Here is a 17,375-nt window from a genome sequence, read left to right as displayed (position 1 = left end):
AGTATTCATGATTAAAAAAATCATAATTTCTTCCATGGCACTTTTTGGGATGTCTTTGGCCATCTTATACAAGGCGGATAAGACTGAGGTTCTGCCCAGTCCACCTATGGAGGTTGAAAACATGGCCAATGAACCCATTGTGGTCTTGGAACTGTTTACCTCCCAGGGATGTTCCAGTTGCCCACCCGCCGACCGGCTTTTGGACAAGGTGAAAAACCAATTCCCCGATGAGGTTTTTGCACTTTCGTATCATGTGGATTATTGGAATTACATTGGTTGGGAAGACCCTTTTAGTAAATCGGGATACAGCAAAAAGCAGGGACAATACAATTTGAAGTTCAGAAACCGTAGCAACTATACGCCGCAGCTTGTAGTTAATGGAAAAGACCACTTTGTGGGATCCAATTCCTCAAAATTATATGCAAGCATCAACACCTATACCACAGAAAACCCAGCAAATACAATTCAACTTAGCAATGTTCAGCGTACATCTTCCGAAGTAAAGTTTGATTATACTTTATTTGGGAATTTGGAAGGGAGACAAGTAAGGTTTGTTTTGGTCTTGGATGAGCGCACAACCCAAGTCAAACGGGGAGAAAACCGAAACAGATCACTCAAGAACAGCAATATTGTGGTTGCCGAAAAGTACATCATTTCACCTGAGAGAAATGGGAACGCTTACCTACCCATCCCAAGTTTGGTTTCCCCAAATGATAATATTACAGTGATGGCCCTGGTGGAAACGGAGAATTTGGATATTGTTGGGGCGACCAAAAAGGCCTTACGCTAACTATTGATCATAACAACGGTGGTGCAAGCGACTATTGCTGCAGTTTCCGTTCGTAGCCTATTGTTCCCAAGAGAAACTGGAACAAAACCTTTTTTCAACGACAATTGAATCTCCGCTGTTGAAAAATCCCCTTCGGGTCCAATAAGAATAGTTACATCCTTATCTGCGGCTGCCATTCTCTTTAACTCCATTTTTTCCCCTTCATCGCAATGGGCAATAAATTTTAGCCCTTCCACTTGCTGCTCCATAAACTGTTTGTATGAAATGGGAGGATTTAGCTTAGGTAAAAAGGTCTGCAAGGATTGTTTCATGGCCGATTGCAGCACCCGCTCCATCCGATCTTGTTTAATAATCTTGCGCTCGGACCGTTCGCATATGATTGGAGTAATCTCGTCCACTCCAATTTCAGTGGCCTTTTCCAAAAACCATTCATAGCGGTCGTTCATTTTGGTGGGGGCTACAGCCAGATGCAAATGATAGCGCTTGGGAATGCTCTTCTTTTCCGATACGATCTGTGCTTTACACTTTCTGGGATCTGCAATCAAGATTTCAGCTTCGAACAAATAGCCCATCCCATTGGTGATATGAAGAATGTCTCCCTCTTTCTTCCGAAGTACTTTGGCGATGTGCTTGCTCTCTTCGGGGTTAAAAAAGAACTGTTTAAAACTATTGTCCAACGAAGGATTGTAGAAGAGCTGCATAAATTACAATTTACCTTTGGCGTGTTCCAATCCTAGCTCGATCCAACCTTGAAGTTGTTCCTCTGTTTTGAATCCTTCTGGGGAAACAAAGATAAATTCCTTCATGGGTTTACCTGTAAAGTCCATGGGTCGTACAAAATCTTGCTGCAACACCGCCTCCATTTTTTCGGAGATTACCCGAACCATCAAATCATCCTTAACGGGCCCAACGGTCATCTTTCCTCCATATAAAAATGCGATGCCCCCAAACATTTTCTTTTCGGTAAAGGGTTCTGGAAACAATTTTACTGCTGCTCTAATCCGCTCAGCAAGTTCTTCATTATAAGCCATGGGTTAAAGTTAATGGTTATGTGTGGAAAGTTGAATGTCGGATGTCCAATGTTAAGTTCTAAATTTTAAATGCTCAATGGATTTCCAATTCAACATTTAAAACTTAAAATTGAACATTAGCTTCCGATTGCGTAACGCGCCTTGGCTGCTACACTTAGGTCTGTGCACTTACCCTCTAAGAATTTAAGATAGCCCACAATCCCGATCATGGCCGCGTTATCCGTACAGTAGGCAAATTTGGGAATATAGGTTTGCCAGCCCATGGTTGCTTCCGCTTCCTTCAATCGAGCCCTAATACCTGAATTAGCGGCAACCCCACCTCCAATGGCAACCTGTTTTATCCCGGTTTGTTTTACAGCCAGTTTTAGTTTGTCCATCAAGATTTCCAAGATGGTATGCTGAACGGATGCACAAATGTCTTTTATGTTTTCCTTGACAAAGTCTGGATTTTTCTGTGTTTCCCGTTGCAAGAAGTAGAGAATACTCGTTTTTAATCCACTAAAGCTGAAGTTGAGACCGTCCACCTTGGGTTTTGGGAAGGGATATGCCATGGGATTTCCTTCACGAGAATATTTATCCACTAAGGGGCCTCCAGGGTAGGGCAGTCCCATGAGCTTGGCACTTTTGTCAAAAGCCTCCCCAACGGCATCATCCAGGGTTTCGCCCAAAACTTTCATATCAAAATAATCGTTGACCTGAACAATTTGGGTGTGTCCACCGCTAATGGTCATTCCCAAAAACGGAAATTCTGGTCTTTGGGTGTCCTCATCGTCAATAAAATGCGCCAAAATATGGGCTTCCATGTGGTTGACCTCGATCAAGGGAATATCCAGTCCCAGAGCCAATGATTTGGCAAAGGAAGTGCCCACCAATAGGGATCCCATAAGTCCTGGTCCGCGGGTAAATGCTATGGCGGATAGTTGTTTTTTGTCGATATTTGCCTTGGCCAAGGCCTGATGGACCACAGGAACAATATTTTGCTGGTGTGCCCTGGAAGCCAATTCTGGGACAACACCTCCATATTGCCTGTGGATCTCTTGCGTTGCCACCACATTACTGAGCACCTCGGTATTGCAAAGTACGGCCGCCGAAGTATCGTCACAAGAAGATTCTATGGCAAGGATGTATTTTTTTTCTGTAGTCACGAATTTTGGAACAAAAATTGGTCGAGCAAAGGTAAAACATAAAGCCCTATCAAAAAATTAAGGAAAATACTGTTGCGCTTGGTATTGGCAATTCTGCTGATCATGGTTTTGGGCTCCTTGGTTTTGTCCATTCCCGCAGTACAGACCCGCATGGCCAAATATGCCACGGAATCCCTCAACGCTGAGTTTGGTACCAACATCAACATTGATCGGGTAAGTCTTTCACTTTTTAGTCTCAATACGGGAATTAAGGGCATCTATGTGGAAGATTACAAGAAAGATACTTTGGCCTACATTGAAAAACTCACCACCTCCATTCTGAATCTTAGGAACATGGCGAATGGCAAAATGGAATTTGGTGACATTGCTGTTGATGGATTGTTCTTCAATCTAAAGACGTATGAAGGGGAAAGGGATACCAATCTAGATGTTTTTGTAGCAAAACTGGATGACGGACAGCCACGGGCGCCCGGTACACCGCCATTCTTTATGGCTTCGGATGAAATAGAAATTGCCGAGGGGAGATTCAGGTTGACTGATGAAAATGTAGAAAAACAAGTGGTCCTGGATTTTGTGGACTTGGAAGTCAAAGCAAAGGACTTTCAAATTCTTGGACCTGATGTGACCTTGCATATCGAAGAGTTGTCTTTACTGAGTAAAAGAGGAGTGCGTTTGGAAAATTTGGCAACGGAATTTACCTATACCAAGGAATATATGCGCTTTGAATCGCTCAACATTCGCACTAAAGAATCAGAACTGAAAGGACAGCTGGTTTTTGAATACGACCGTGAAGATTTTAAGGAATTCTTGGACAAAGTCAACATAAAGGCCCAGTTTACAGAGTCCACTGTATCGCTGAATGACGTCAATAGCTTTTATAACGAATTTGGAAAGGATAGATCTGTTACATTTTCTGGTGACTTTGGCGGGGTATTGAATGCCCTGTCCGTGAACAATCTCTTTCTGGAATCCGGTCGAACGGGAATCAGGGGCGATTTTCAATTCAACAATATGTTCAGCAAGGATGCACCTTTCGTGATGCAGGCGGAGATGAAAAATTTGACCTCGAGTTACTATCAATTAAGGGCTATTTTGCCCAATATTTTGGGAAAGACCATACCTCCACCCTTGCGAAAATTGGGTCAGTTTACCATTCGGGGAGATGCTGAGGTCACCGAAACCTCCTTAGATGTTCAGGTGAATCTGAATACGGCTATAGGAAGCAGTTATGCCGACCTTCAAATGACCAACATACAGACCAATGAAAATGCATCCTATATTGGGTTTATTTCCTTGATTGATTTTGATCTGGGAAATTTTGTGGAGGAAGAGCAATTGGGCTTGACTTCCATGGACGTAAATGTGGAGGGTAAAGGTTTGATTTCCGAATACCTGAATACCGAAATCATTGGGCAGGTATACAAGTTGGATTACAATGACTATATGTATACCAACATAAGGGTTTCCGGAATTTTGAAGGAGCAACTTTTTGATGGATCTCTGGTCAGTAACGACCAAAATGTGAAATTTACCTTTGAGGGTTTGGCCGATTTTGCGGAAGACGAAAACCAATTCAACTTCATAGCCTCGGTAGACCACGCAGACCTCAAGAAAATGAATTTTATTCAGGACAGCGTATCTGTATTTAAGGGGGACCTTAATATGAACGTTGCCGGAAGCACTTTGGATAATATTGTTGGACAGGTTCGTTTCTCCAACACCGTATATCAGAACAAGAATGAAACCTACTACTTTGACGATTTTGCGGTTACCTCTTCTTTTGATGCAGATACCATACGAACGGTGGAAATTAATTCCCCGGACATCATTACAGGCTATGTAAAAGGGAAATTTAAGGTGGAGGAACTGGGCAGATTGGTGCAGAATTCCATCGGGAGTATCTATACCAACTATAAACCCTTTGAAATATCAGAAGGACAACATCTCAGTTTCAATTTTAAGATCTACAATAAGATTGTGGATGTCTTTTTCCCTGAGGTGGCCTTTGACCCCAATACCTTTATACGGGGCAATATAGTTTCTGATGAAGGGGACTTTAAGCTCACTTTTAAATCCCCCAGCATAAAGGCCTACGGAAATGAACTGGATGATATTGAGCTGAAGATAGACAATAAGAACCCCTTGTTCAACACCTTTGTTTCTGTCGCCGACATGTCTACCATTTACTATGACGTCAAGGATTTTAATCTGATCAACACCACCCTTAAGGACACCTTATTCTTTAGAACCGAGTTCAAGGGGGGGAGGGGTTATGATGACAGTTACAAGCTCAACTTTTACCACACCTTTAATCAGCAGAACAAATCTGTTATAGGATTGAAGACATCGGACATTAACTTTAAGGGCAATACTTGGGTTTTAAATAAGGACGGGGATAACAAGAACAAGGTCATCCTGAATAAAACCCTGGACAGTATCCGTATTGAGGATGTGGTGATGGACAATAACAACAGGGAACAGATCAGGTTAAGGGGTGAACTGGCAGATTCCACCTATAAAGACCTGGATCTTCAGTTTAAAATTGTTTCCTTGAACAAGATTACCCCAGACATTGATAGTTTAAAGTTGGATGGCTCCGTTGACGGATTCCTGAATATACTTCAGAAAGATGGGAACTATTTGCCCACTTCCAGTCTTAATGTGAGAGATTTTAGCGTGAACGATATGCGCATGGGAGACTTGGAGATAGGTATTTTCGGTAACAATGACCTTACCCAGTTTGGGGTGAATTCCTGGCTGATTGATAACGGCAAGGAAGTGATGAGCGTAAACGGGAAGGTGTTCAATCGCAATAATCAACAAGAGCTTAACCTATTTGCCAATTTCACGGGCTTCCAATTGGAACCGTTTAGCCCATTGGGAGATGGGGTTATTTCCAACATTCGGGGAAGATTGGATGGCAATACCAGAATTGTGGGGAATTTGGACAATCCTTCCATTAATGGGATTCTCAGTTTGAATGATGCAGGCTTGGGGATACCCTATCTAAATGTGGATTACAATTTTGCACCCTATTCGCGCGTCCGCCTTTTTGACCAAACCTTTTACTTTGAACAGGTAAGACTTTCAGACGTGGTGGAAGGCACCGAAGCTACTTTGGACGGCACCATAAACCATACAGCTTTTGGGGATTGGTCCTTGGATTTGGATGTGGATACCAATAACGATCGTTTCATGATTCTCAATACGGATTTTGATGAAGAGGCGCTATACTACGGAACCGGTTTTATAAATGGAACGGGAAGTATTTATGGTTCCACGGATGCATTGACCATTGCCGTGGACGCTACAACGGCAAGAGGAACCTCATTAAAAATACCATTGAGCGACGTAACCACGGTAGGGGATTACTCCTTTATCAACTTTGTGGAAAAGGGTAGCGCGGAAGCTTTTAAGGAAGAGCGGACCCTGGAAGATTATCAAGGTTTGGAAATGGCCTTTGACCTGGCTGTGACACCGGATGCAGAGGTAGAGATTGTGGTGGATCAAAACACGGGTAGCTCGCTTAAGGGAACAGGGGAAGGAATTCTGTTGATTGAGATCAATACCAACGGTAAGTTCAATATGTATGGGGAATTTGTGGCAGTTACCGGAGAATACAACTTTAAGTATGGTGGGGTAATAGATAAAAAATTCCAGGTACGACCGGGGGGAACCATTCTATGGGAGCGAGATCCCTTGGAGGCCCAATTGGATTTGGAAGCTGTATACAGGCTCAATGCCAATCCCGCTCCCTTGCTGGACGGACAGGCGTACCAGTCCAGAATTCCTACCGAAGTGGTGGTACGGTTGGATGGAGAACTGGAGAGCCCTAACATTGCTTTTGACATTGATTTTCCAGGAACCAATTCTGTGGTGCAATCCGAACTGGAATACAGACTCCAAGACCCTACGGTAAAGGAACGAAATGCATTTTTCCTTTTGGCTCAAGGAACCTTTGTTGATGAAGAAGCTGGAATTAGCCAGCAAGCAGTAACAGGAAACCTAATTCAGACGGCATCCGGATTACTCAACCAGCTGCTGGGAGGAGAAAATGATAAATTTAATTTGGGACTTTCCTATGAGCAAGGGCAGTTCAATACCGAGGCAGATATTCGGACGGAGAATAGAATTGGGGTTACCGTTTCTACCCAGATATCAGACCGAATCTTGGTCAATGGAAGGGTAGGGGTTCCTGTAGGTGGTGCCGGAGTATCGGAATCTGTTGTTGCAGGTGATGTGGAAGTTCAAGTACTTTTGAATGAGGAGGGCACGTTGAGTGCCAAGATTTTCAATAGGGAAAATCAAATCAGGCAATGGGCAGAACGTCAAGGGTATACTCAAGGTGTGGGTTTATCTTACCAGGTGGATTTCAACAGTTTCAAAGAGCTGATGCAGCGAATTTTCAAGAAACAGGAAGAACAACCTGCCCCGACGACACAACCCGAGCAATCCACAGAAATTATGGGTAAGGATAGTTTGATTCGCTTTACCCCAAAAAACCGCGTTACCAAAAAGTCATTCAAATAGGGCTATTTTTTTTGATTATTCAATAAAATTTTCACGAAAACGTTTGAGAATTTTACTGAAATCAAATTAGTTAGTATGTCATTCGTAAATTAAATAAAGTTTCCTAGTTTTGGCTTTTTAAATCATTTAATGGCTTTAGAAATTAAGAAAATAGGCGTGTTCACGTCGGGAGGTGATTCTCCGGGAATGAATGCCGCTATTCGTTCTGTTGTGCGAACTTGCGCATATTTGGAAATTGAATGTGTGGGGATTTATCGGGGATATCAGGGAATGATAGAAGGTGATTTTAAAACTTTGGACGCCCGTAGTGTCAACAACATAATCAACAAGGGGGGAACCATTCTTAAATCTGCTCGTTGCGAGGAGTTCCGCACCCCAGAGGGACGTAAGAAAGCCCACGATCAGCTGGTCAAGGAAGGTATTGATGCATTTGTGGTCATTGGAGGCAATGGAAGTTTTGGTGGTGCTTTGGTTTTTAATGAAGAGTACAACTTTCCGGTAATGGGAATTCCAGGTACCATAGATAACGATATTTTAGGTTCTACATATACTATTGGTTTTGACACGGCCATCAATACCGTGGTAGAGGCCATAGATAAGATTCGGGATACGGCAAGTTCGCATAACCGTCTGTTCTTTGTGGAAGTGATGGGGCGTGATGTAGGGCATATTGCTTTGAACGCAGGTGTTGGTGCAGGAGCCGAGGAAATTTTGATTCCTGAACAGAACTTGGGACTGGAGCGCTTGGTGGAATCCTTGAAACGAAGTAAGAAATCGGGAAAATCTTCCAGTATTGTTATTGTCGCCGAAGGGGATAAAATTGGAAAGAACGTTTTTGAGCTTAAAGAATATGTGGAGGAACATCTTCCGATATACGATGTAAGGGTCTCGGTTTTGGGACACATGCAACGAGGCGGAAATCCCACTTGTTTTGATCGGGTACTGGCCAGTAGAATGGGAGTAAAGGCCGTGGAAAGCCTCTTGGAAGGTAAATCCAACTATATGGTGGGAATACGGGATAATAATCTGATTTTGACCCCGATTGCAGAAGCAATTAAGGCACATACGGAGATTGATGAAGAACTCATCCGCGTCTCCGATATAATGACTACATAATTAAAACCAAATAAAGTAAAAATGTCAAATTTGAAAATAGGAATCAACGGATTCGGGAGAATTGGAAGATTGGTCTTTAGGGCTACCGTGAAAAGGGACAACGTTGATGTTGTGGCCATTAACGATTTGTTGGATGTAGAGCATCTTGCATATTTGTTGGAGTACGATTCTGTACATGGAAGGTTCGATGGAACAGTGGAAATTAAGGATGGAAACTTGGTTGTAAATGGAAAAACAATCAGGATTACTGCAGAAAGAGACCCAAAGAACTTGAAGTGGGATGAGGTTGGTGCCGATATCGTTGCTGAATGTACGGGTATCTTTACCACTTTGGAAACTGCCCAATACCATATTGATGGTGGTGCCAAAAAAGTGGTTATTTCTGCGCCGTCAAAGGATGCGCCCATGTTTGTGATGGGAGTAAACCACCAAGACGTGAAAGCTTCCGATAACATTGTATCCAATGCTTCCTGTACTACCAACTGTTTGGCGCCTATGGCCAAAGTATTGAACGACAAGTTTGGTATTGTTGAAGGTTTAATGACAACCGTTCATGCCACCACAGCTACCCAAATGACTGTGGATGGGCCTTCCAGAAAAGATTATAGAGGCGGAAGAAGTGCATTGTTGAATATTATACCTGCATCTACCGGAGCTGCTAAAGCGGTGACCAAGGTAATTCCAGAACTTGTAGGTAAGCTTACAGGGATGGCCTTTAGAGTTCCCACCGCAGATGTTTCTGTTGTGGATTTAACCGTTAAGTTGGGCAAAGAGACCTCATACGATGAAATTAAAGCAGCTTTCAAAGAAGCTTCTGAAGGCGATTTGGCTGGAATTTTGGGTTATACCGAAGAAGCAGTGGTATCCCAGGATTTTGTTGCGGATCCAAGAACCAGCATTTTTGATGCAGGAGCAGGGATGGAATTGAACTCTTCCTTCTTTAAAGTAGTTTCTTGGTACGATAACGAATCCGGATATTCCAACAAATTGGTGGATTTGGCCGAGCACGTGGCAAGCCTTTAATTTACTATCTTAATATAGAATTTCGGGAAGTGGCTAGCTGCTTCCCGAAACCTAACTAAAAACCGACCTATGATATTGATTGTTGACAGTGGAGCAACCAAATCGGATTGGATTGCCTTGGATGAGAAAGGGGAACAATTATTTATGACCCAAACCTTGGGACTTAGTCCAGAAGTGCTCACCCGCGAGGTAATCGAGGATCGATTGGCCAACAATTTTGAATTGTCCAAAAACAAGGAAGTCGTAAGTCAGTTATATTTCTATGGGGCGGGTTGCGGAACCGATAGAATGAAGAATTTCCTTAAGGAGATCTTTAAGGATTTTTTCCCCAATGCCAAGGCAGAAGTTCGGGAAGATACCTTTGCAGCCATATATTCCACAACCAAGATTGGGCATCAAGGTATAGTTTGTATTCTGGGCACGGGATCCAATTGTAGCTACTACGATGGTCACCAACTCTTTCAAAAAGTGACCTCCCTCGGATACATTCTTATGGATGATGGTAGTGGGAATTTTTTCGGTAGAAAATTACTTCGGGATTACTACTTCCATAAAATGCCACAAGATTTGGGTATCAAGTTTAGCAAAGAGTACAATTTGGAAGCTGATGTAATCAAGGAAAACTTGTACAAACAGCCCAATCCAAATACTTATTTGGCAACATTTGCCCGTTTTATCATCGAAAATAAGGAACACCCCTACTGCCGTGGTGTTATAGATAAAGGATTGCAACAGTTTGTGAACAACTACATCATGCAGTTCGAATTGGCCACCAAGGTACCCATCAACTTTGTGGGTAGTATTGCGCATTTCCTCAAAGATGAATTGGCTACCGTATTGGAGCGCAACGATTTAATTTTGGGAGTAATTCGGCGTAGACCTATAGAAGGCCTAATGGAGTTCCACAAGGAAACTATTTAACCGCAATCATAGAAATTTCCACATTTACAAACTTTGGCAGGTTGGCTACTTCCACGGTTTCCCTGGCTGGTGCCGTATCCGCATCAAAATAGGAACCGTACACCTCATTGATTTGCGCAAATTGGTGCATATCCTTGATAAAAATGGAGGTTTTTATCACATGCTCAAAAGTCATTCCTGCTTCTAGTAGAATGGCCTTTAAATTCTCCATGGATTGTTGGGTCTCCTTTTGAATATCTCCTTCTACCAAATTGCCCGTTTTGGGGTCAATGGGAATTTGCCCAGAAATATAAAGGGTGTCCTTGATCAATACAGCCTGATTGTAGGGGCCAATTGGAGCTGGGGCATGGGGAGTGTTGATTATTTTTTTCATGGAGATGTAATTTTAGTACGGCTAATGTTAACAAGTTAGCGAATTTACCTCACGCTTCTAAAAGGTTGACTTCGGTTTTCCCATTTCAGGTCACTCAAAATATTGGCTTTTATACCAATGAAAAAGTACCAACGCTCAAAGCGCCCAAAAGGTGTCCAATCAAAGCTCAACCTAAAACTGTCCAAATCCCGTTTAAATGCAAATCGGGTATCGGCAAATCCTTTGTTCTTAATATCGTAACCAGAAGTGACACCAACCTCCCATTTTGGGGTTAGCTTCACATTTCCATTGAACATGATGGAATGGTTGGTAATTTCGTTTTGCCTGTTGCTGTTATTATATGTGGCCACGTAGGTAATCCGCATATCCCACGGAATTTCATTGGCATATAATGGATTATTTACATCATCGTCGGTTTCCCGTTCATCCCGATCAAATTGGAATTCCCCATCCCTGGCTCCCTTTAATTCAAAGGGGTTGGCACTGTAATCAGGATCTCTGTCCTTGGAATCATCCTCACTTTTCTTTCCTCCTTTCTTGAACATTTCGCTGTCCAACCTAAAACCGGTGTTCAATCTAGCCGAGGTTAGCCTAAAGAGACCACCGCCATTTTTAATATTAAAGGTGTTTATACGTCTCCCATTATTATCTATGGCATAAGGATCCAAGGTGGCCGAGAAGTTGATGGGGACATTTTTGATTATTTGGGTGGCCCCACTAACATTCACCGGACTTAACTTAAGGGAATCCGCTTCAAAATTATAATTGGTAGAGAAGCTGAGGTTGCTCAATATCTGCACTTTCTTGGGTTCCAGAACCGTGGAGTCTTTATCCCGTACCTTGGCCTCCAAGGTATTCTGAATGGCAAAGCCAATGGAATTTCCTCTACTTAGGGAAGGTCTACCATAAATACTGGTTTCAAAAGGAGTGTATTGCACTTCGTTGTTATCACCATCCGTATAGGTCTCATAGAATTTTTCAAAGGAGGGCGAATAGTTATAGCTTATGGAAGGTCTGATGGTATGTCTTATGGCCTGGATCTTTTTGTCCTCTCCACGATTAAAGGTTCCGTACAGCACGGTTCCAATACTGGCTCCCATGCTATAGCGGTTAAATCGGTCAAACCCCGCGATGGTATCGGTTACCACGGTTTGCTCTTCTTCATCAAACCTACGGTTTATGGTCTCCAAAGTCCATACGTCCTCATAATTACCATTCAAGCTTACGCTGAGGTATTTGGCCACTTTGAAGTTGGTCCCGATAGGGATGCGGTGTCTGGCCCCAACACGGGCATCCTCGAACATCTTACTTGTAAAAAAGTCCTCCTCCGTTGTGGTTATGCTGTTTTGAGCATTAACGTCATACTGAAAGTTGATATTTTGAAGGATTCCTTTTTTAATTCCATCTCGTTTGGCCAAAGGAAAAATACGTTCCATACTGGCCTGAAATGTCGGTAAGGACATGCTTATGGCTTGGGTTCTGGAGTTTTGCGAGTGCGTCAGGGTCAAACTAGTGTTGACTGAAGGATAGGCCGGAAACGTCTTGGAATAACTAATGGAAGACGCAAAAGTGTTGGTCTGTGTATTGGATCTGTTTACCTGATTAAGCGAGTTGGTAAAGAACTGGCTACTACCCAAGTTTACCGATGCCGAGAATCTTGAGTACGGACTTGCCTTGGGATCCTGGGTATGTTGTATTCGGATGTTGTAGTTGCTGGTACGGCTAAAATCATCAAATCCTTTCTGGCTTCTGATCAGGTTTTCATAACTAATATTGATGCCCCCATTGAACTTATACCTTTTACGATAACGGGTTGCCGATCGGAAACCGTAACTGCCGTTGGTGTAATAATCCCCCGTAATTGCAATGTCCGCGACATCGCCAATGGGGATATAATACCCCCCATTTTGGATAAAATACCCCCGCTGCGGGTCGTTTCCGAACGTTGGAAAAATAAGCCCCCCTTCCCGTCCCTGACTTAATGGGAAATACGCAAAAGGCAACGCTATAGGGGTTGGGACGTCAACAATATAAAGATTACTGTACCCAGCTATAATTTTCTGTTTGGGAACAAACTTGGCTTTCCGAATTCTGATGTAGTAATCCGGGTCAACCGTATCCTTGGACGTTGTCAATTTTCCTTCACTTAAGAAGTAAACAGAGTCGTTTTCCTTTTTGGTCACTTCCGCATACACCTTCATGGCATCACTACCCAGTTTTCCCAAACCAGCTTGCTGCTCCGAGCGGGAATTCCAGATAAGGGCCTTTTGCGTGTCAAAATTAAAACGAATGGAATCCGGTCTTACTTCATTGGTTCCTTGTTTAAAAAAAGGCAACTGGGAGTAGGTACCGGTGGAGTCTTTTAAGCGGCCGGCATATACTTCGTTTTTAACGTAGTCCATTACAATGACACCGGCCTTTAATTCGGTGTCCTGGTAATAAATTTCAGCCTCGTCGTATAAGTAAATTTTATTATCTTTCTGGCTCAACTTCACGTAGTCCTTGGCCTTATATTTGATTTTGTCCAGGAGCAAAGGTTTTTTACCTCGAACACTATCAGCGGCCACGGAATCAACGGTAATAGAATCATTCAGTATGTTGGCGGGCATTAAAGGCGCCGTAATACTATCCTGCAATGGCTTAATGGGCAAAGGGATAATAGGATCTTCCTGAGCTCTTAGGATTAGTAAGTTACCGAGAAGAACAAATAGGAGAACTAGAAAATGTTTATTTGATTGCAACGCTATAAATCCTATTTTTGTGCTAGTTTGGCTCAGTTTTTGGGATCAAACTTACATATATTTTTTGTTCTGTTGATTGGGGATTACAATATTTTTAACCTTAGCGGAACACCTTTATTGTATAGTTCTTATGAATAAAAGTTGGTTATCTTTTCTTATAGTCCTTTTAATTGTTATCCCCCTGACTTCGTTCACCAATAATGATACCGAAGTACCTCCTAAAGATAAGTTTGTGGTTGTTTTGGATGCTGGTCACGGTGGACATGATCCAGGCAATTTGGGTAATGGGTACCTCGAAAAGAACATCGCATTGGGGATTGTCCTCAAAGCAGGAGCGGAGTTGGAAAAACACCCTGATATTAAGGTGGTGTATACCCGTAAGGATGACAGTTTTGTGGATCTTTTTGTTCGCGGGGAAGTAGCCAATCAGGCCAATGCGGATTTATTTGTATCCGTGCATTGCGATTCCCATAACTCGGATGCCTATGGAGCTGGCACCTTCGTTCTTGGTCTCCACGCCAATCGTCAAAATTTTGAAGTGGCCAAAAAGGAAAACTCCGTGATTTATTTAGAGGACAACTATGAGCAGCGTTATGCCGAATATGATATCAATTCTCCAGAGTCCGTAATTGGATTAACCATTATGCAAGAGGAGTTTTTGGAGCAAAGCATTATGTTGGGTAAGAAGTTGCAGGATAACTTCACCAAAAGATTGAAGCGGAAGGATCGCAAGGTGAAACAAGCAGGATTCATTGTGCTGCACCAAACTTTTATGCCCAGTGTATTGGTAGAGGCAGGATTCCTTACCAATAAGAGTGAGGGGGGGTACCTAAATTCGTCCAAAGGCCAAGCAGAAATGGGAAAGGCCATAGCCGATGCCATTTTGGGCTACAAGAACGACATATCAACCGTAACGGACACTTCGTCCGCTCCAGTGGTCATCGAAGATTCATCAGGAGCGGTACATATGACCACACAGGACGAAGGACAGTCCAAACAAGAAGTTGTTGGTACAAATACAAATACCTCAAAGGAAAAAGAAACAGTCGCGGTTAAAAAAGAGGAAATAAAAACAGCACCCAAAAGTGATGTGGTTTTTAAAGTCCAGTTGATGGCCAGTGGAAAAAATATTCCCTTGAGAGGAGAGAACTTTAGGGGATTGGATATGCTTTCCAAAGAACCTTTCAAGAACTTGTACCGATATATGTACGGGGAGGCTACAACATTTGATCAGGCCAAAAAACTCAAATCCCAAGCGGACGCAAAAGGATATACTACTTCCTACATTGTGGCTTACAAAAATGGGGTTAGGGTACCTATTAAGACCGTGTTATAAGAGGTGATTAAAACCGTGGTAGCTTTGTCAAAATTATTCCTAATTTTGTTTAGAACCGTAAACCGAACCTTGTGAAACTATCCAGGGAAATTAAAACTGGGATTATTGTACTTACTGGAATCCTGGCATTCATTTTTGGCCTTAGTTATCTTAAATCCTCCTCCTTATTTGAAGACAGCAAAACGCTGTATGCCATCTACGATCATGTGGGAGGGTTGCAGCCCGGCACCCAAGTAACCATTAATGGCTTGGCTGTTGGCAATGTGAACAGCATCAAATTCAAGGACGGATCGGGTAAATTGTTGGTCACTTTTTCCATCAATGATGACTTTGAATTTTCCAAAAACAGCAAAGCAGAGTTGTATGATACGGGAATCATTGGAGGGAAAGGCATTCAAATCAACCCAGTGTTTGATGGTGCACCGAGCGCCAGGTCTGGGGATACCTTAATTACCAACACCAAACCTGGATTAACCGAATTGGTTCAGCAAAAATTGACCCCCTTACAAATGAAGGTGGAGGGAGCCGTGTCCCACGCTGACACCCTATTGATGAATGTAAATAAGGTGCTTGATGACCAAACCCGAATGGAATTAAGACAGAGCATTGCAGGCCTCAATGAGCTTATAGCATCGTTTAAAGTAAGCGCGGACAAGTTCAGTATCTTGTTGGAGAACAACAAGGAACAACTGGACAATTCCTTGAAGAATGTGGACAAAATAACGACCAACTTCTCCAAACTATCAGATTCCTTGGCCAACGCTGGTTTGGCAGGAACGGTATCCAATTTTAAGACCACCGTTGAAAAGTTGAACGCCGTTCTGGAAAAGATAGAGAAAGGGGAGGGGTCATTGGGCAAATTGGCCCAAGACGACAAATTATATGACAACTTAGCGGCCGCTTCTAGGGAACTCGATTTATTGCTGCAGGATTTCCGATTGAATCCAAAGCGTTATGTCAATGTTTCGGTATTTGGGAAAAAACAGAAGGATTACGAACTTCCGGAAAACGACCCCGCAGCTCAAAAACAGGAATAATAGATGGAGTACTTACCCAATATTTTATTCACCCTGGCCCTGATTTTTGGAATCGGATTTTTCATCAAAAATGTAAAAAAGCTTACCAGGAACATCAACTTGGGAAAGGACGTGGATGTAAGTGACCATAAGCCCCAACGTTGGAAAAACATGCTTCGCATTGCCTTGGGTCAAACCAAAATGGTGGTCAGACCTATTGCTGGACTCTTACATATTATTGTGTATGCAGGTTTCCTGATCATCAATATTGAGGTGCTGGAAATTATCTTGGATGGCATCTTGGGAACGCATCGCATATTTGCGCCAATGGGAGCTGTTTATGACTTCTTGATTGGTTCTTTTGAAATTTTGGCCGTATTGGTCATTGTTTCGGTAGTAGTTTTTTGGATTCGAAGAAATACGATCAAACTACAGCGTTTTATCAAGCCAGAAATGGAAGGTTGGCCCAAAAAGGACGGGAATATTATCCTATATATAGAAACGGTGCTTATGTGCCTGTTCCTTACCATGAATGCGGCTGATTTTCAATTGCAGCAGCTGGATGCTCCGCATTATGTTAAGGCGGGAGCTTTTCCTGTCAGTCAATATATAGCTGGCCTGTTCCAGGATTTTTCTATTTCCACTTTGATTTTGATTGAACGGAGTGCCTGGTGGATTCATATTTTGGGCATTCTTGCTTTTTTGAATTACCTCTATTACTCCAAGCACCTCCATATCATTTTGGCCTTTCCCAATACGTTCTATGGAAAGTTGAGTCCACAAGGGCAATTCAATAATTTGGAAGCGGTGACCAATGAAGTTAAGTTGATGATGGATCCATCGGCTGATCCTTATGCTGCTCCAGCTGATGACGCCCCCGAACCCGAGAAATTTGGAGCTTCGGATGTTATGGATTTGAGCTGGGTACAGTTGATGAACGCCTATACCTGTACGGAATGCGGTAGATGTACCTCGGAATGTCCGGCCAACCAAACCGGAAAAAAGCTTTCACCCAGAAAGATTATGATGGATACCCGTGACCGATTGGAGGAAGTGGGCAAGATTATGGATGCCAACAAAGGCGAGTTTGTATCGGATGGAAAACAATTATTGGATGACTATATTACCAGAGAGGAACTCTGGGCCTGTACCACATGCAATGCCTGTGTGGAAGCCTGTCCCGTTAGCATAGATCCTCTTTCAATAATTGTAGAGATGAGAAGGTATTTGGTCATGGAGCAGTCCGCTGCGCCAACAGAATTGAACAATATGATGTCCAATATTGAAAACAACGGGGCGCCTTGGCCTTATAATCAAATGGACCGATTGAACTGGGTAAACGAATAAATGAAG

At 42.8% G+C, this 17,375-nt stretch carries 13 protein-coding genes; 8 read left to right on the top strand and 5 right to left on the bottom strand.

The window, feature by feature from the left end; all coding sequences use genetic code 11:
- Positions 1-7: 7 nt before the first annotated feature.
- Positions 8-790 carry a DUF1223 domain-containing protein gene (locus ACRHOZ_RS07525; RefSeq protein WP_431124105.1) on the top strand — a complete coding sequence of 261 codons (783 nt, stop codon included), beginning with the start codon at positions 8-10 and terminating at the stop codon, positions 788-790.
- On the opposite strand, the gene ACRHOZ_RS07520 is transcribed toward ACRHOZ_RS07525, so the two are convergent.
- The 3 genes from ACRHOZ_RS07520 to tsaD all read right to left on the bottom strand — a co-directional run bounded on the left by ACRHOZ_RS07520 (position 787) and on the right by tsaD (position 2,966).
- A complete protein-coding gene (locus ACRHOZ_RS07520) occupies positions 787-1,491 on the bottom strand; it encodes a 16S rRNA (uracil(1498)-N(3))-methyltransferase (protein WP_431124103.1) in 705 nt (234 codons plus the stop codon). The two genes, ACRHOZ_RS07525 and ACRHOZ_RS07520, sit on opposite strands and share 4 nt — an antisense overlap.
- Positions 1,492-1,494: 3 nt before the next feature.
- Complete coding sequence (locus ACRHOZ_RS07515) at positions 1,495-1,821, bottom strand: TfoX/Sxy family protein (RefSeq protein ID WP_431124100.1); 327 nt, start codon at positions 1,819-1,821, stop codon at positions 1,495-1,497.
- Between the two features lie 116 nt (positions 1,822-1,937).
- Complete coding sequence (gene tsaD / locus ACRHOZ_RS07510; RefSeq protein WP_431124098.1) at positions 1,938-2,966, bottom strand: tRNA (adenosine(37)-N6)-threonylcarbamoyltransferase complex transferase subunit TsaD; 1,029 nt, start codon at positions 2,964-2,966, stop codon at positions 1,938-1,940.
- A 102-nt stretch (positions 2,967-3,068) separates the two neighbouring features.
- Here tsaD and ACRHOZ_RS07505 point away from each other — a divergent pair, with 102 nt between their 5' ends.
- The 4 genes from ACRHOZ_RS07505 to ACRHOZ_RS07490 all read left to right on the top strand — a co-directional run bounded on the left by ACRHOZ_RS07505 (position 3,069) and on the right by ACRHOZ_RS07490 (position 10,556).
- Complete coding sequence (locus ACRHOZ_RS07505) at positions 3,069-7,496, top strand: translocation/assembly module TamB domain-containing protein (protein WP_431124627.1); 4,428 nt, start codon at positions 3,069-3,071, stop codon at positions 7,494-7,496.
- A gap of 129 nt (positions 7,497-7,625) precedes the next feature.
- Entirely contained in the window at positions 7,626-8,612 is a 987-nt protein-coding gene (gene pfkA, locus ACRHOZ_RS07500; RefSeq protein WP_431124096.1) for a 6-phosphofructokinase, read from the top strand.
- A gap of 21 nt (positions 8,613-8,633) precedes the next feature.
- A complete protein-coding gene (gene gap / locus ACRHOZ_RS07495) occupies positions 8,634-9,635 on the top strand; it encodes a type I glyceraldehyde-3-phosphate dehydrogenase (protein ID WP_431124093.1) in 1,002 nt (333 codons plus the stop codon).
- Between the two features lie 69 nt (positions 9,636-9,704).
- Positions 9,705-10,556 carry an N-acetylglucosamine kinase gene (locus ACRHOZ_RS07490; protein WP_431124090.1) on the top strand — a complete coding sequence of 284 codons (852 nt, stop codon included), beginning with the start codon at positions 9,705-9,707 and terminating at the stop codon, positions 10,554-10,556.
- Here ACRHOZ_RS07490 and ACRHOZ_RS07485 read toward each other — a convergent pair.
- Together ACRHOZ_RS07485 and ACRHOZ_RS07480 are read right to left on the bottom strand one after the other, a co-directional pair.
- The gene (locus ACRHOZ_RS07485) at positions 10,549-10,929 is read right to left on the bottom strand and encodes a RidA family protein (protein WP_431124088.1); all 381 of its coding nucleotides are present in this window, start codon (positions 10,927-10,929) and stop codon (positions 10,549-10,551) included. The two genes, ACRHOZ_RS07490 and ACRHOZ_RS07485, sit on opposite strands and share 8 nt — an antisense overlap.
- Before the next feature lie 44 nt (positions 10,930-10,973).
- Complete coding sequence (locus tag ACRHOZ_RS07480) at positions 10,974-13,538, bottom strand: putative LPS assembly protein LptD (protein ID WP_431124086.1); 2,565 nt, start codon at positions 13,536-13,538, stop codon at positions 10,974-10,976.
- A gap of 262 nt (positions 13,539-13,800) precedes the next feature.
- Between ACRHOZ_RS07480 and ACRHOZ_RS07475 the strand changes: the two genes are divergently transcribed.
- From ACRHOZ_RS07475 to ACRHOZ_RS07465, 3 genes are all read left to right on the top strand, one after another.
- Positions 13,801-15,006, top strand: a complete 1,206-nt coding sequence (locus tag ACRHOZ_RS07475) for an N-acetylmuramoyl-L-alanine amidase family protein (protein WP_431124083.1) — start codon at positions 13,801-13,803, stop codon at positions 15,004-15,006.
- Between the two features lie 71 nt (positions 15,007-15,077).
- Positions 15,078-16,043: an MlaD family protein gene (locus tag ACRHOZ_RS07470; protein WP_431124081.1), complete on the top strand. Its 966-nt coding sequence runs from the start codon at positions 15,078-15,080 to the stop codon at positions 16,041-16,043.
- Between the two features lie 3 nt (positions 16,044-16,046).
- A complete protein-coding gene (locus tag ACRHOZ_RS07465) occupies positions 16,047-17,369 on the top strand; it encodes a 4Fe-4S dicluster domain-containing protein (RefSeq protein ID WP_431124078.1) in 1,323 nt (440 codons plus the stop codon).
- Positions 17,370-17,375: the final 6 nt, after the last annotated feature.

Source organism: Flagellimonas flava (assembly GCF_050617915.1).
In the GTDB taxonomy this organism is placed as follows: Bacteria; Bacteroidota; Bacteroidia; order Flavobacteriales; family Flavobacteriaceae; genus Flagellimonas; species Flagellimonas flava_A.
Note: the sequence above shows the minus strand (reverse complement) of the source record. Positions and strands in the feature narration are given on the sequence as shown.